Source organism: Natranaerobius thermophilus JW/NM-WN-LF (assembly GCF_000020005.1).
GTDB lineage: Bacteria > Bacillota > Natranaerobiia > Natranaerobiales > Natranaerobiaceae > Natranaerobius > Natranaerobius thermophilus.
This window is the reverse complement of the sequence record NC_010718.1, coordinates 747,239-762,910: the sequence shown is the minus strand read 5'-3', so window position 1 is coordinate 762,910 and position 15,672 is coordinate 747,239. Positions and strand designations below refer to the sequence as shown.

Genomic DNA, 15,672 nt, shown 5'->3' with positions numbered 1-15,672 from the left:
TAATCAAAATTTGAATTTGTAAAGTTTTAAAATGTAAAATTAGTTTGACAAATGCGACAAATAATGATTTTACTCAATATGATATAATTATAATAACTATTAACGTTAAATTTGTAATAATCATTCTTGGTAAGTATCAAACTATATTTGAAATAACTTTAATAAAAAGGGGGGAATAAATTTGAATGAATCGGATATTAGTTCCAACACATCTAAACCTTTGATAGATCAAAAGAATTCCGCAAAAATCACCACTGCTACTTTTGCCATGGGATGATTCTGGGGACCTGATGCCCAGTTTGGGCAGTTGGATGGAGTAGTAAGTACTAGAGTCGGTTATGCCGGTGGTGAAAAGGAAAACCCTACATATTATAATCTTGGGGATCATTCAGAAACAATAGAAATAGATTACGTGCCATCACAAATCACTCTTGAACAGCTTTTGGATATCTTTTGGAAGAGCCACAATCCCAGAGTGAAAGCACCTACCCGTCAGTATATGTCTATAATTTTTTATCACAATGAAGATCAAAAATATATTGCACAAAAATCTAGGAAAACTCAAGAAACTAAATTAGGTACACAAATATATACAGAGATCAATCCAGTAACTAAATTTTATCAAGCCGAAAACTATCATCAAAAGTTTTATTTACAAAACACTCCGGTACTTATGAATGAATTGAGAGGTTACTATAAAGATTTTCAAGAATTTGTTGATTCAACAGCCACTGCACGTATTAACGGTTATGTGGCTGGTTTTGGAACTTTAACACAATTAGAACGAGAGTTCCCCTTATTCGGACTATCCCAGAAAACTCAGGAATATTTAAAAGCTGGTGTTAAATGAGTATTAATTGCAAATTTGCATTGTAAAAAGTACTGTCATAAGTTATACTACATATACCAATAATATTACATTATTTTATAATTTTATAATTGAAAGAAAGGGTGAAACCAATGACAAGAGAACCAGATAAAAAGACTTGCAAAAAGTGCGGCGCAACTCTGGCCATCAAATGCCCTAAAGATAATATAGATCTTTGTGAAAAGAAACGATATTATACTTGCACAAGTTGTGATCATGCCGAAATGGAAGAAGGATATCCTGAAGATTGTAATTATGAAGACAATGAGTAATCATTATTCCATGATTTTAGAGCCAGTAACAAATCTGGCTCTTTTTTCATACAGATCATAAAGAAGAAGTTCTTTATGATATTCTAGTCATCAAACTAAATAAAAAATATTTGCAGTCACAACTTATCAATAATAGAAAAAATAAAATTTGCATTTACACAATGTCCCTCTTTCCCACATACCCTGCAGTAAACAGTTCTTGGGGGGACAACCCAAATGTATGATACTCGAAATATTATCAAAGTGGCTATGGCGCGGATAAAGGGTGGCTCATTAGCACCTGATCTCAAGGGAATCGTCACTTTTGACAGTGTTAAAAATGGTACAGTAATCTGTGCCGATATAGAAGGGCTACCATCTTTTCAGAGGGAATCTCATCAGCCTCCAATAGGGCCTCACGGTTTTCATCTTCACGAAATTGGTACCTGTAAGGAAGGCAATCCCGAAGATCCTTTTCAAGCAGCAGGGGGACATTGGGATCCAGATAACCAACCTCACGGAAACCACGCTGGTGATTTCCCAGTACTATTCTCCCATAATGGAATTGCACGTACATGCTTCTTTACAAGCCGCTTTCATGTACAAGATATTATTGACAAAGCAGTTATTATTCACGAAAGCCCCGACGATTTCAGAACGAATCCCACAGGTAAATCTGGAAGACGCTTAGCTTGTGGTGTTGTAAAGTACGAATATATTGACATTAAAGATCATCCAATGTATAAGCTAAGAGCATTAAATTAATATTGGATTTTAATTACACCAAAAAATGTTAAACCCTGAGTTCAGTTATAATTAGCTGAACCAGGGTTTTTTATTTTTGCTTGACAAAATATAACGTTCAGGGTAAGATTACTGTAGTAAGTGTATTAAAACTATTAATACAGTTAGGTGGTTATTATGATTCAACTAGACTTGACAGACGGCAGACCATTGTATGAACAAATCAAAGAAAAGATTAAGTTTTTAATTATTCGGGGAGTTTTAAAACCCGATGAAAAAGTCCCTTCAGTACGAGAGCTGGCCCAAACCTTGACAATAAATCCTAATACCATTCAAAAAGCCTACAAAGATTTGGAAACGGAAGGGTTTATTTACTCTGTCAGGGGCCGTGGTAGTTTCGTAGCTAACCTGGAGAATGTAACCAATTTCAAGAGAAAGGATGATTTATTAAAAGAATTAAATAAAATAGTACTCGAGCTCAAGTATTTAGATGTAACCAAAAATGAGTTAGTGGCTGTAATTGAAAACACATACGCCGATAATCATGAAAACAAGAGCCAAAAAGGCTCTGAGGGGGAGGATCTAGATGATTGAAATAAATAATCTTACTAAAAGTTTCGGGGATATTAAAGCCCTGGATAATATCAGTACAACCATAGAAACCGGTTCTATCTATGGTTTACTGGGTCCCAATGGTGCTGGTAAGACAACATTAATTAAACATATCGCAGGCATTTATCGTCCAGATAGTGGTTCTATCGACATCAAGGATAAATCAGTTTATGAAAATCCCGAAATCAAATCATCACTCTATTATATTCCTGATGATCTGTACTTTTTTAATCAATATAGCATCAAGGAAACTGCCAAGTTTTACGCTAGAATGTATCCTAGTTGGAATCATGAAAGATTTAAAAAATTACAGGACTATTTTCCAATCGATATCAACAAAAGGGTTACAAAACTGTCCAAAGGAATGCAAAAACAAGTTGCCTTTTGGCTAGGTATCTGTACTATGCCAGATATCATGATCTTAGATGAACCGGTAGATGGTTTAGACCCGGTCATGCGTAAAAAAGTATGGAATTTAATGCTTCAAGATGTAGCCGAAAGAGATACTACAATATTAGTTTCATCACATAATTTAAGAGAGCTAGAAGAGATTTGCTCACATATCGGTATTATCTATAATGGCAAAATTGTAGTGGAAAGGGAACTAGACAATTTAAAAACTGATATTCACAAAATTCAAGTAGCCTTTGATGACCTCTCCCCTACTGAACTGCTCCAGGATTTTGAAGTCCTTCACCACTCTAAAAATGGAAGTATAAATCTCTTAATAGTCAGGGGAGATAAAGAAGAAATCTTGTCTCAATTACAACAGGCCAATCCATTAATTCTCGATCTTTTGTCTTTAACATTGGAAGAAATTTTCATTTACGAGCTAGGAGGTAAAGGTTATGAAATCGATACTACCATTATTTAATAAAGGGCTGGTATTCAGTAACTTAAAAAGGTTTTGGTGGGTAAGTGCCCTATATAGTTTATTGCTTTTTTTCATAGTACCTTTTCAGATGATAATTCAGTTAGATGAAGTGACCCAGTCTAGCTTTATGCAAGATCGATTACTTAATCTATTAGATCTAACTACAAATCCCGGGCAAACTCAGTTCTTGCTTGTTTTCGTCCTACCCGTAGTCGTAGCTATTCTGGTATTTCGTTATTTACAATTAGGTAGCGCAGCTTCTATGTTTCACAGTTTACCCGTCACCAGAAAGCAACTATATCTCAACAATCTAATCTCAGGTTTAATCATTTTAGTAATTCCAGTCTTATTTAACGGTTTCTTACTTACTTTATTCCATGCCACTACCGAACTTTCTTGGGTTTACAACATGGGGCATGTATTTAACTGGGGAGGTTACACTCTACTATTCATCTTGATAATGTACAGTTTTGCCGTTTTCGTAGGAATGTTTACTGGAAACTCCGTGGCACAGTTGGTGTTTAACTATATTTTGCATATCCTTCCCCTGGGATTATTTTATCTTATTCAAACGAATTTGCCCCATTTAATTCACGGATACAGTAGAAATATTATCACTGAACCGGCATTTTTGGAGAAACTACCACTAATGGTAATTGGAAATGCAGAGATAACTGAAGTGATTATTTGGTATCTAGTGTTTTCTGCTATTTTCTTTATTAGTGCATATTATGCTTACAAGTTGAGACACATTGAAGTGGCTGGTGACCTGATTTCATTTAGTGTAATTCAACCTATATTTAAATACGGAGTTACCTTTTGTACCATGTTATTAGGTGGTGCCTATTCGGCTAGTATTTCCCATGGCAGTCTCGGAGCTATTGTCTTTGGATATTTGATTAGTTCACTGGTAGGATACTTTATAGCAGAAATGTTAATTCAAAAAACTTATAAAGTGTTTAATGCTTATAAGGGGTATTTAATCTATCTAGGAATAATTATCTTACTATTCGTTGGAATTCAGGCCGATGTTACAGGATATCAAAGTCGAGTTCCAGATAGTGAAGAGGTTGAGTCAGTGTTTTTTGGACGAGGTGCTTATCAGTTCCGGCAGATTCAAGAAGGACACATTGAGCCCTCTAAAGTTTCCGGTTTTTATCAAGAACATGAAAATATTGAAAATGTCATCAAACTCCATGAAAAACTGATAAAAACTGATAAAAATACTCAAGGATCACATTACAGTCTCATATACACTTTGAAAGATGGAAGTGTCATTGCTAGAGATTACACAATAAATCAAGAACACTACACATCATTACTGAAGCCGATCTATGAATCTTTAGAATATAAAGAGGCCGAATATCCGATACTGCAGCAAGATGCCAGTAAAATTGACAGCATTACCCTGGGAGATGATCGCAATCCAGAAAACCAAATCACCTTGACTGACGAGCAAGAAATTCAAACATTTTCTGAAATAATCAGTTCAGAAATAATGGAACTAGAATATGAAGAGTTACATCAACAAAATAGAAATTACTTGTTCGCCTCCATAGAAGACGAAGAAGGAACAACTTATTATCAGTTAAAAGAAAGCTATGAGGAACTTAGAAACTGGCTAGTAGAAGAAGGGTATTATGAAGATTTTGCTTTATCCCACGAAGATATCAGGTATATTGAGATCGGTGAAGATGATTTTTCACATGGTGTTAGAGCTGGTGAATCCGAAGAGCAAACAATTGAAATTAGAGATCCTGAACTAATCAAAGAAGTTTTCCAACTTAGTAGTGCTGCTCCTAGAGGTAACCGAAGCGATTCCGATTATTTTTGGGCTACATTCCACTTCCAAGACAATATGGGAAGACAACAATTTGTCGATCAGCTGGCATTGAGTGATACTATGTGGGAAGATTTATCCTCTGAGTTACACAACAAACTGGAGCAAGTTTTACAGGAAAGTGATTAAAAATAATGATGCTTACATTACTTGAATTTCTCAATTAAGATAAAAAGAGGTAGCTGATGCAGCTACCTCTTTTTATTTGCCCTTTTATCATTGCTTATCCATCTTATTTGTCTAACCTATCCCTCTTGTTCTAATTCTTCTATCATTTCTACAATATTGTCCATTATCCGGATTGAACTGACTTTTATTAATTCAAACTCTTGTTCCTCCACGGAATCTTGAAAATCCTCAAAGGCCAAGGAATAGTCGTCATAAAGCTCCTCCTCATCTTTATTTATAAGCCCCTCTTCTACTGATTCGTTTAAATCAGTCATTTCCTCCAACCCTTCATCAGCGCTATCAAAATCATTTACTACCGAGTTCAGTAAGATGTCTCTAACATGATATTTTAACCGATAAGAATCCGGCAATGATTCTGAAACATCTTCTTCTGCAAAGGGCTCTTGAAAGGCTGCAAGAGATAATGTCAGTTCATTGGCAGCTTTCATAGTCCCCATGTAATCCATTTCAGTACTGGCTAAAGTCAATTCATCTAAGACTTCCTCAAAGCTATCTAAATCTTCATTGGCTACCTCTCCTTTTAGCTCTGATTCTAATTTATCCCATTGTTCTTCATATAACTCGGTAATCGATATTTTTATATCATCCCATATTTCCTCTGAACTTTCTGGAATTTCTACTTCCTGATCTTCTTCATCGTTTTCTTGGTCATTTTCCTCTCCAGTCTCATCATCATTGTCTTCTTTTTCGACTTGAATAACTTCCATAAATATAGTTTCCTCAAAGGTAATTTGCTCTGTTTCCTTTTCTTCCTCTTCACCACCGTTTTCCTCTTCATCATCTCCCTCTTCACCACCGTTTTCCTCTTCACCATTTTCTTCATCTTCATCATTGCCTTCTTCACCATTGCCATTACCTTCTTCGCCGTTTTCCTGGGCCTGGGCAGGTTCTATCTCCTCGACAAGAGCAACCATATCCGTTTGTTCCATGATTTCTAGAATAGTCATCTCGATTTCTTCCAGTTCTTCTGGTTTTTCTTCCTCGTCTTCAGCTTCTTCCTTTTCTTCTTCACCTAGACACGCTGTTACTGTCAGCAGTATGAAAAATATCAGTGAACTCAAAAAGATAGCTTTGATCCTGGTTATGATCATAAAAAATCACCTCATGGTTAGTATGCCCCGGTTTAAGGGCAAGTAACCACGAGGTGACAAACTACTCAAACAAGCTTTCCACCATCTCTTCATTTTCGTCAATATACTTTTTGGCTATTTCCTCAAAATCCAAATCTTCTTTCTCCTTTTTTAGAAGCAATGAATTGATTTCTTCCATGCTCATCTCAAAGTTAGTAACGGCTTCATAAATTTCAGGAAGGTCTTCTTCCAATCCCTTTCTACTAAATGTATAAGAGGCATCAGCTGTTGTATATATTTCCTTGGAATCTTCCAGCATCTTCAAGTCCCATTTCGCCCATTTATAATAGGGTTTCCAACCGGTAATGGCTACTGGGTCTTCGGCTTGATACTTTTCATCTAAATTTTTTAGCATTAAATCATGTAAATCATACTCTTCGTATTCGTCATCATCAATTTTATAATCTCCTCTAGTAATTAGCTCCATATCCAAGTTGTATTTTTTTAAAACTTCTTCTGTCTCAGTGCTTATTCCGGCACCAGCATCAATGCCGTATATCTTACTATTAAACTTCTCTTCTTTTCCCTTTAGATCATCTATGGAATCAATGGAAACATACTCGGGTACTGCTATTCCTTGATCTATACCAGTTAAAGCCTCTCCCACTTTATCTATATCATCTTGATACTCTTCGTAATAATGTTCATGGTTGTGAGGCAAGTAAATGGAAAAGGTGAAGTCCATTCTTTGAGAATCGTCCTGAGCAATATCACCAAATATTACTCCTATATCACTTACTACGACTTCACTATCATATCCTTTTACCTTAAGGGCTTCATGGAAAATATGACTCATCAATTTGGTATCAAGCCAGGGAGTAGTCCCAATTTTAATTGTTTTTTCAGGTTCTGGGGGCTCTGGAGGTTCGTACACAAATTCACCTTCGGTATCAATATAACCTACTTCACTGTTTATTTTAATCCTGGCCAGGCCATCTCGAAAGTCACGGACTGAATCAAATTGTGGTTCAATGACCACATTACCTCCTTTGTCAATAAAGCCCCATTGTCTATCAAGTTCAACCGAGGCAAGGCCTTGAGAAAACTCCCCTATACTATCATACTTAGGTTCTATTACAAAATCTCCAGCTTCCAGGTCAAAAACTCCCCAATTATCATTCTGTTCAACAGAAATATATCCATCCCTGGGATCGTTGATATCATTAAAAATCAACTCAGTGATTTGCTCACCTGATTTATGATAAAGGCCAATTTTATCATCGACTTGGACTCCAAAATAATGTTCATCTAAATCGTAGCTATAAGAATATAGGTCATGAATTCGATGGTACTTGGCTTCTATTATCTTGTTTCCTTTTTTATCAATAACACCAAATTCATCATCCTGTTCGATAATAAACACATCGGCGTCTTCAACATTTGCTATCCGGTCAAATACAGGTTCAATTATGAATTCTCCTTCTTGGTTGATAACACCTCTCTGTCCGTCTTCGATAACAACACTAATAGCTTCTCCATCGATATCAGTATTGAAATTATAAGCATTTTCAAATTGAGGTTCGATAACTATTTCACCATTTTTATCGATATAACCAAAGTCCTCATCATCGACCACAAAAGCAAGGCCATTATAAAAATCGCCTATTCTATCAAACTGAGGTTCTATGATTATTTCTCCGGAAAGATCCATGATACCGTACTTCATTTCCCTAACAGTTTCATCGTTTGTCACCTTTTTGGCAATTCTCAATAGATCATCTGTAAGATGAGATAGCTCATATTTTTCCTTAGAATATTCCGGTTCTATTAACCATTCCCCTGATTTATCTATAACGCCGTAGTTCCCATCCTTTACAACGGGAGCTTTTCCACCTTCAAATCTACTAACTTCAGAAAATTGCAGATCGATAACCTCTTTTCCGGATTGATCTACATAACCGTATTTATCATCCTTTTCCACTAAAGCTAAGCCTTCTTCAAAGGAATAGAGCGAATCGTAATTCGTATCAAGAACGGTCTCCCCTTTTAAATTAACTAAACCATTCTTGTCCTCCTCTCTTACAAGGAACAGACCCTCTAATAATGGATGAATTCGATCGTACTGGGGTTCAATTAAAAAGTCCTGGGTAATTGGGTGCCAGATGCCTTTATTTTCGTCTTGATCTGTTACCATGAAAAAGTTGGCACGATAGTCTGAATCGCCAGTGGCTCGTTGCTTTCGAATATTGCTGAATTCTTTATCTAATAATTTATTCCCCTCTTCGTCAATCAATCCGTATCTATCATTTTGAACTACTGGAAAGGCACTCATGGGCGTATAATCAATAATTTGATCTTCTTCGTTCAAGGAAACTTCTGTATGTATTTGCTCTAGAAACTCCATGGGAAGATAACTTTTATTATCAATTAAGCGAATTTCATTTTGAAGAGTGATAAGTTGATTATTAACTCTAATATGTTGTTCTCCTATCTTGGTCTCAAGTTCCAGGTCTTCTCTTTCTGCAAAGATACTTTGATCGTCATCCTGCCATGTAATATACATATCCATCTCTGACATCAATGTTCTCATAGGAATGTAACGGATGCCATTTTCGGTTTTGGTAGCGGTGTCCAATTGGTAATAGTCTGAGAAACCTCTCACCTTTACTTGCTCTTGGCTTTTTTCTTTAGTTTGCTCATTACTGCCATTGAAAGAAATTTCAGTTAAAACTTCCGATGACAACCCTGGAAATAATAAAAGCAAAACAAATACTAATAAAACTGTGCTGATTTTTATCCCCATTTCAATACCCCCTAAAGTTCTCAAATTAGCCATGTTAAATCAAGCAAAAACAAAGCAAAAATCCCACAAAGAACCCCACAAAAAACCACTGCTTTGGCTTGGAATTAAGTGTAATTTATGTATGATTATATCATATTTTCCCTTATGGATTGAACCTCAAGGGGTCACGGGTTTGGAGGCTTTTGAGAGCGGGGCCTTCAATGATATCACCTCTATAAGTGAACCTGGAGCCATGACAGGGACAATCCCAGGAAAGCTCGGCAGCATTCCAGATTAGATCACATCCCATATGGGTACATGTAATATTGACAGCGTGAATTTCACCGCCTTCATCTTTATAAACACCCATTTTTTCTCCTTGATATTTGATCACTTTCGCTTCTCCGGGCTCTATATCAAAGTCACTGGGTACGGGCTTTAGTTTATCTCCTATCAAATGTTTAGCTACTTCCATATTAGAACTGACAAAGTTTTTAATCATGGGATCTGTTTCAAATCTTGATGGATTATATACAGGTTCCCAGGGACTCTCACCTTTAATTATCAGATCCTTTAGCAAAATTGCTGAAACTATACTGTTGGTCATCCCCCATTTTCTAAAGCCTGTAGCGACGTAGATATTAGGACTTTTTGAAGTTATTCTACCCACATAGGGCACATCATCTAAAGTGGTATAATCCTGGGTGGACCATCTGTATAAAATATCTGTCACTGTATAAGTTTCCTTGGCAAAATTAATCAGGTTTTGATAGTGCTGATTTGTGTTTGGACCCTGTCCCGTTTTATGGTGTTCACCTGCTACTATAACTAATTGATTATTTTGATCATTATTATCCGGTGTGAAGCGCAAAGAACGCCCTGGGTCTTCGGCTGTAATGTACATTCCACCTGGAAATTCTTCTTTAGTTTTTATTCCCAGGGCATAGGATCGGTCAGGATACATCCGTGCAAAGTAATATCCACCACTTCCGTAAGCCGGAAAATGAGAAGCGATGATAACATGATCAGCTGTTACCTTGTATCCGTTTTCTGAAATAACTGTAATCGGCTTATCCTCATGAAAGTCCACGGCCCTTGTCTGTTCAAAGATGTAACTTCCGTTTCCATGCACTTCTTCTGCCAGGGGCAATAAAAATTTTCTAGGATGAAACTGGGCCTGGTTTTCAAACTGTTCAGCAGCTTTTACTTCAAAGGGTAAAGGTAACGAATCTAGGTACTTGACATCTATTCCCAGGCTTGATGCTGCTTCAACTTCTTTTTGGATTTTCTGAATATATTGATCAGATTGGGTATAGACAATGGCAGGTTGTCTGGAAAAGTCACAGTCTATTTGTTTTTCATTGATAAGATTTTCAACAAAATCTATGGCAAATTCGTTGGCCCCTGCATAAATTTCTGCTTTTTCCTTACCCAAGTGATTAATCAGTTTATCATATATTAAATTGTGCTGGGAGGTTAGTTTGGCTGTAGTATGGCCTGTTGTCCCTTCAGCAATTTTATCTGACTCTATAACTGCTACTTTAAGATTTTCTTGCTTCAAAAGATACGCAGCAGTTATTCCTACAAGGCCTCCACCCACAATAGCAACATCTACTTTTATATCCCTGTCCAAAACAGGATAATTGGTACTGTGAGTTGATGCAATCCAGTAAGATTGGGGTGGGTTACCAAATCCGTATTTTTGGTAAAATGATTCTTTAATCAAATAAATCCCTCCTAATATCAAATTCCTAAATTCCATAATTCCCATTTATACAGTGTTCTGTTTATGGTATTTTATACTTATCAGAATTAAAATTTTATGTACTCGGAAAACTTGCAGGAATATTTTACTGAAAAAGCCAATTTAATATTTTAATAGCTATTGGAAAAAGAAAGGAACAAATCACAGATTTCTAGTGAAAGGAGAACCAGATTATGTTTATCAAATACAAAGCTACCGACAATTTAAGTGTGACACTTCTTTCAAATATGTTAATTTGTTTGTTACTACTATCAACAACTTTTTTATCAGCATGTAACCAAAATGAGGATCAAAACAGTAAATCCGAGACCATGAAAGAAGAAGAACAAAAAGAAGAAAAGGAAGCTAAAGAGGGCAAAGCCCAAGAAACAGAAACCGAACAGCAAAATTTAGAAGAAACCAATGAAATTGTAATTTCTGCCGTTGGAGATGTTATGGTCCACGGTCCCCAGTTAGAAGCCCAGTACGACAGTGAGAAAAACGAATACGATTTTAATGATAATTTTGAGTACATAAAACCTTATATTGACCAGGCAGACCTGGCTCTAGCTAATTTGGAAACTGTTCTGGCGGGAGGAGAACGAGGTTATAGTGGTTATCCCATGTTCAATAGTCCCGATGTCTTGGCAGATGCTTTGAAAAATTCAGGTTTTAATGTTTTATCAACGGCTAATAACCACAGCCTTGATCAGGGAGAAGCTGGCCTAAGAAGAACAGTAGAAGTTTTAGAAGATAGAGGATTAAAGGCAATCGGCACAAAAAAACAAGCAGAGGATGACAGTTATTTGATCAAAGAAATTGAAGGAATCAAGATAGGGTTATCAGCTTTTACATATGAAACCCCTCGAATTGACGGGCAACGAACTATTAATGGCATCCCTATGTCTGATAAGACAGCCGAACTAATCGATAGTTTCAATTATGATGAATTAAATCAAGATATGGAAGATTTGACAGAAAGGGCTGAACATTTACAAGATCAGGGAGCAGATGTCATAGCTTTTTTCATGCACTGGGGAACGGAGTACGAAAGACAGCCCAATGAATATCAAGAAAAAATAGCAGAAGAACTGGTGGACAGTGGAGTAGATATAATCTTTGGGAGTCATCCCCATGTAGTTCAGCCAGTCGAGGAAATTAAAACACCTTCAGGAGAAGAAGGAATTGTGATTTATTCCATGGGAAATTTTCTTTCAAATCAAAGAAGGGAATATCTGGACCGGCCTTATACCGAAGACGGTGTGATTATGCATGTCACTATTGAAAAAGACGCCCATGCAGACATTGAAATAACTGAAACAGCTTATACGCCTACATGGGTACATAAATACCGTGAAAATGAAGAGAGGAACTACGAGATTGTACCTCTTCCCGATGCCTTAGAACATGAAAAAATTTACAACTTACATACAGAAGAAAGCGTTAACAGAGCACAACAATCATTAGAAAATACCAATAAGATATTGACAACTGATGATTCTTTTACACCCGAACACATTCATTCACTGTTCCCTCCACAGGACTAAGGGTTTAAAACAACTTTAATACAATCATCCATATTCAGGATAGAATTAAACAGCTGTCCATCCACCATCAACAAAAATTGTTTGACCATTGACATAACTTGAACTTTCAGAAGCTAAGAAAATTAGAGCTCCATCTAGTTCTCCTTCTCTGCCTGGTCTCTGAGATGGACACCTGGATCTAACGTATTCGTGAAAACTTTCGTCACCAAAAGCATCCTGGGTCATCTCTGATTCAAAAAAACCTGGTCCGATGGCATTTACTTGTATCCCGTGCTGGGCTAGCTCCCCGGCCAAAGCCTGGGTTAAGGTTATTACCCCACCTTTCGATGCATGATAAGGTGTAGCTGGAAAAAATGTATTTCCGACTTTTCCAAACATAGAAGCAATATTGACAATTTTCCCTGATTTATTTGCTTTCATTTTCCTAGCCGCATGTTTAGCAAAGAAAAACACCCCTGTTAAATTTGTATCCATCACCTTATCCCAATCTTCCTGTTCCAAATCCTCAACGGGAGCAAGGGCTGAAATTCCAGCATTATTTATAAGTATATCTATCTTGCCAAATTCTTGTTCAGTTTTCTCCACGACATCCTTCACTTCAGCTTCCTTCTGAACATCACATTGCAGTGCCAAACTTTCTTTTTCCGAATTTACTGTATTTTTTATATCTTCTCGTAACTGTTCCAACTTTTCCTTTCTCCGGGCAACAATACTAAGATTAGCACCAGCCTGGGCCAGTACCTTGGAAAACCGCCATCCTAAACCACTTGAAGCTCCAGTCACTATGGCAGTTTTACCAGTCAAATCAAATAACTCATTAATCATAATAATCACCTCTCGTATAGATTTTTTAACATATTGTCAGTTTCCATATATATCGTTTGTCATGTATCATATCTTTTAATCAAAATTCCCATGATAATTCCGAATAGAATATGCTGTAGTAAACTCAAAAAATTTTCCAAAGAATTATTTATATCAACACTGGTTATTTCTAGTCTCAGTGCACCTCCATACAAAAAAACAAAAGCAAGTAAACCTACAAACAAACTTTTCCATATAGGAAATGTCCTGTCAGTACATCTGACAAGATACACAGTAGCAACTCCTAGTAAACCAGCTACTGTAAGATCAGTAATGGCACCAGTAATTATTATTATGGGATCTGTTAAAAGCTCGACATCAACAAACAATCCAGCAGCCAGTTGAGAAAAAGTGAATTCATGTACCCCCAGTTGAGTTAAAATAAATTTTAATAATTCCTTAGGGATATTACTGATTACTCCAACAAGTACTCCAAAAATTATAGTATCTCTAATGACAGAGTCTGGGGGGAAAGAACTGTTGTTATTTCTAATGTACTCATTCATGACTAAGTAGGCCCCTTTTTAAAAAGTCTTAATCAAATAACATAATTTCCCGTATTTATAGTCTGCTAAACTTGTATTAATATACACATAAAAACTTAACTCTTTTATATTGAAAAAGTAATAATAATTCCATCTATCACCTTGAAAAGCATCTTGCAAAACCCCACGGTATTATGTAAACTTAAATTGATTTAATAGATTACACTATGGTGTTATGAGGAGGAAGTTTCCATTGAAAAACAAATTGTTGCCACTAACTCTGGCATTTGCTCTTATTATTTCATTTATTGGGTATCATGAAGAGAATATTTCCAAAGCCCTGGGTTTTGATGTACAATGGAATCAAAAAGCTCATGAAATAAAAACAAAAATCGTTGACCAGAACAAGGAAGTGAATTATTCAGTAGGTGGTGAACAAGAAATGAATGCAGTTTTACAAAAACAGCTTGAAGATATAGTTGAAGAGTATGAATTAGCTGGTGTGCAAGTTGCCGCCGTCAATGAGAAAGGCACTATCGTCTCCGGCAATGCAGGAAAACATAGCCTGGAAGATAAAACAGAGATTGACGATAATACTATCTTGAGGAGTGCTTCTGTTTCAAAAGCTTTTACGGCAGTTGCCACTATGCAGCTTGTTGAACAGCAACAAATTGATTTGGATGCTGATATAAATGACTATCTTGAACTGGAAGTTGATATCAAACACCCTGAATATCCTGACACTAATATAACTCCCAGAATGTTACTAAACCACAGTTCTGGCATGACTAACGGTACTTACGTTAGTTTTGCATCGAATTCTATAAATCGCGGCAATCGCCAAAAAACGCCCCCTTCCCTTTCAGAAGTTTTTGATGAAGAAGGTGAATTTTATTCAAATTCCATCTGGTCAGAATATAAACCGGGGGAGAAATTTATATATACTAATTTAGGTTATATAGTCTTAGGAGCAATTGTTGAAAATGTGTCAGGAATGAATTTTGATGAGTATACTAATGAAAATATTTTCAATCCTTTGGGGATGAATTCTTCAAGTTTTAATATTAATGACCTGAGAAATTCTAGAAGAGGCCGAGATCGAGATAGGATAGCTCCTCTATATCGAAGGACAGTAGAATATATAGATCAGGAAGAATCCGTTGAATCCAAAAAAAGCACAATCAAAGATAATGAAAAAACACTAGAGAATAAAGATCAGCAACATAACAGGCAAAGACAAGTTCATTTTAGAGGAACAAATTTTGGTGACCTGCCGGAGTTTTCCAATTATAGGCCTGGTAGAAACGGTTCACTGTATTCACCCCAGGGGGGGTTATTTACTACCGCCACGGACCTGGCTAAGTTTGCATCGGCTATGATAAATGGAGGAGAATATCAAGGAAATAGAATTTTAGAACAAGAAACCATTGAATTGATGAAACAAGTCAGTGTCAGCTCCTGTGCCCAAGATTGGACAGATTTTGATGGTCTTTTTAAGAAGCAGGGGTTAGGTCTTCATATCACCGATGAGTTGTTAGAAGATGGAATAACACTTTATGGCCATCCGGGAATTGCTTATGGATTATTAAGTGGTGTTTATTTCACAGATCATACAGAGCAGACGGAGCAATCGAGACGGGAAAATAATTTCGGCATCGTATATCTGATCAATGGAGCCAATACAGAAATTCCCGGTTCTAGTGATACTTTTTATGAAATTGAAGAAGAAATTGCAAAAACAGTATATGATTCTCTCTATGATTCCATTAAAAAAGCTGGAGAACATTAATCTCCAGCTTTTT

The 15,672-nt window shown here is 36.4% G+C and carries 12 protein-coding genes and 1 pseudogene; 8 read left to right on the top strand and 5 right to left on the bottom strand.

Annotated elements, in window-relative coordinates:
* Positions 1-289: 289 nt before the first annotated feature.
* From NTHER_RS03810 to NTHER_RS03785, 6 genes and pseudogenes are all read left to right on the top strand, one after another.
* Positions 290-850: pseudogene (locus tag NTHER_RS03810) on the top strand (peptide-methionine (S)-S-oxide reductase MsrA); the annotation flags it as partial.
* Positions 851-960: 110 nt separating this feature from the next.
* Positions 961-1,140 (top strand): hypothetical protein, encoded by a 180-nt coding sequence (locus NTHER_RS03805; RefSeq protein ID WP_012447208.1) that lies wholly within the window; start codon positions 961-963, stop codon positions 1,138-1,140.
* A gap of 216 nt (positions 1,141-1,356) precedes the next feature.
* The gene (locus tag NTHER_RS03800) at positions 1,357-1,884 is read left to right on the top strand and encodes a superoxide dismutase family protein (protein WP_012447207.1); all 528 of its coding nucleotides are present in this window, start codon (positions 1,357-1,359) and stop codon (positions 1,882-1,884) included.
* 156 nt (positions 1,885-2,040) lie between these two features.
* Positions 2,041-2,457 carry a GntR family transcriptional regulator gene (locus NTHER_RS03795; protein WP_012447206.1) on the top strand — a complete coding sequence of 139 codons (417 nt, stop codon included), beginning with the start codon at positions 2,041-2,043 and terminating at the stop codon, positions 2,455-2,457.
* Entirely contained in the window at positions 2,450-3,349 is a 900-nt protein-coding gene (locus NTHER_RS03790) for an ABC transporter ATP-binding protein (RefSeq protein WP_012447205.1), read from the top strand. The genes NTHER_RS03795 and NTHER_RS03790 overlap by 8 nt, the downstream gene beginning before the upstream one ends.
* Positions 3,324-5,318: a DUF6449 domain-containing protein gene (locus tag NTHER_RS03785; RefSeq protein WP_012447204.1), complete on the top strand. Its 1,995-nt coding sequence runs from the start codon at positions 3,324-3,326 to the stop codon at positions 5,316-5,318. Before NTHER_RS03790 ends, NTHER_RS03785 begins: the two co-directional genes overlap by 26 nt.
* A 116-nt stretch (positions 5,319-5,434) precedes the next feature.
* Here the strand turns inward: NTHER_RS03785 and NTHER_RS15060 are convergent, their stop codons facing one another.
* The 3 genes from NTHER_RS15060 to NTHER_RS03770 form a co-directional block, all read right to left on the bottom strand.
* Entirely contained in the window at positions 5,435-6,469 is a 1,035-nt protein-coding gene (locus NTHER_RS15060) for a hypothetical protein (protein ID WP_012447203.1), read from the bottom strand.
* A gap of 61 nt (positions 6,470-6,530) precedes the next feature.
* Positions 6,531-9,251, bottom strand: a complete 2,721-nt coding sequence (locus NTHER_RS03775; RefSeq protein ID WP_012447202.1) for a WG repeat-containing protein — start codon at positions 9,249-9,251, stop codon at positions 6,531-6,533.
* 142 nt (positions 9,252-9,393) lie between these two features.
* Positions 9,394-10,992 carry an FAD-dependent oxidoreductase gene (locus NTHER_RS03770; RefSeq protein WP_083762843.1) on the bottom strand — a complete coding sequence of 533 codons (1,599 nt, stop codon included), beginning with the start codon at positions 10,990-10,992 and terminating at the stop codon, positions 9,394-9,396.
* Between the two features lie 176 nt (positions 10,993-11,168).
* Here NTHER_RS03770 and NTHER_RS03765 point away from each other — a divergent pair, with 176 nt between their 5' ends.
* A complete protein-coding gene (locus tag NTHER_RS03765) occupies positions 11,169-12,521 on the top strand; it encodes a CapA family protein (protein WP_012447200.1) in 1,353 nt (450 codons plus the stop codon).
* 45 nt (positions 12,522-12,566) lie between these two features.
* Here the strand turns inward: NTHER_RS03765 and NTHER_RS03760 are convergent, their stop codons facing one another.
* Together NTHER_RS03760 and NTHER_RS03755 are read right to left on the bottom strand one after the other, a co-directional pair.
* Positions 12,567-13,346, bottom strand: coding sequence for a glucose 1-dehydrogenase (locus NTHER_RS03760; RefSeq protein ID WP_012447199.1), 780 nt, complete (start codon positions 13,344-13,346; stop codon positions 12,567-12,569).
* 59 nt (positions 13,347-13,405) lie between these two features.
* On the bottom strand, positions 13,406-13,891 hold the full coding sequence (locus NTHER_RS03755) for a hypothetical protein (protein ID WP_012447198.1): 486 nt from the start codon (positions 13,889-13,891) through the stop codon (positions 13,406-13,408).
* 232 nt (positions 13,892-14,123) lie between these two features.
* Here NTHER_RS03755 and NTHER_RS03750 point away from each other — a divergent pair, with 232 nt between their 5' ends.
* Positions 14,124-15,659, top strand: coding sequence for a serine hydrolase domain-containing protein (locus NTHER_RS03750; protein WP_012447197.1), 1,536 nt, complete (start codon positions 14,124-14,126; stop codon positions 15,657-15,659).
* Positions 15,660-15,672 lie beyond the last annotated feature (13 nt).

Coding starts and splice junctions, on each gene's coding strand:
- NTHER_RS03790 (WP_012447205.1), top strand. CDS start 2,450: ATGATTGAAATAAATAATCTTACTAAAAGTTTCGGGGATATTAAAGCC.
- NTHER_RS03765 (WP_012447200.1), top strand. CDS start 11,169: ATGTTTATCAAATACAAAGCTACCGACAATTTAAGTGTGACACTTCTT.
- NTHER_RS15060 (WP_012447203.1), bottom strand. CDS start 6,469: ATGATCATAACCAGGATCAAAGCTATCTTTTTGAGTTCACTGATATTT.
- NTHER_RS03770 (WP_083762843.1), bottom strand. CDS start 10,992: ATGGAATTTAGGAATTTGATATTAGGAGGGATTTATTTGATTAAAGAA.
- NTHER_RS03795 (WP_012447206.1), top strand. CDS start 2,041: ATGATTCAACTAGACTTGACAGACGGCAGACCATTGTATGAACAAATC.
- NTHER_RS03800 (WP_012447207.1), top strand. CDS start 1,357: ATGTATGATACTCGAAATATTATCAAAGTGGCTATGGCGCGGATAAAG.
- NTHER_RS03775 (WP_012447202.1), bottom strand. CDS start 9,251: ATGGGGATAAAAATCAGCACAGTTTTATTAGTATTTGTTTTGCTTTTA.
- NTHER_RS03755 (WP_012447198.1), bottom strand. CDS start 13,891: ATGAATGAGTACATTAGAAATAACAACAGTTCTTTCCCCCCAGACTCT.
- NTHER_RS03760 (WP_012447199.1), bottom strand. CDS start 13,346: ATGATTAATGAGTTATTTGATTTGACTGGTAAAACTGCCATAGTGACT.
- NTHER_RS03805 (WP_012447208.1), top strand. CDS start 961: ATGACAAGAGAACCAGATAAAAAGACTTGCAAAAAGTGCGGCGCAACT.
- NTHER_RS03785 (WP_012447204.1), top strand. CDS start 3,324: ATGAAATCGATACTACCATTATTTAATAAAGGGCTGGTATTCAGTAAC.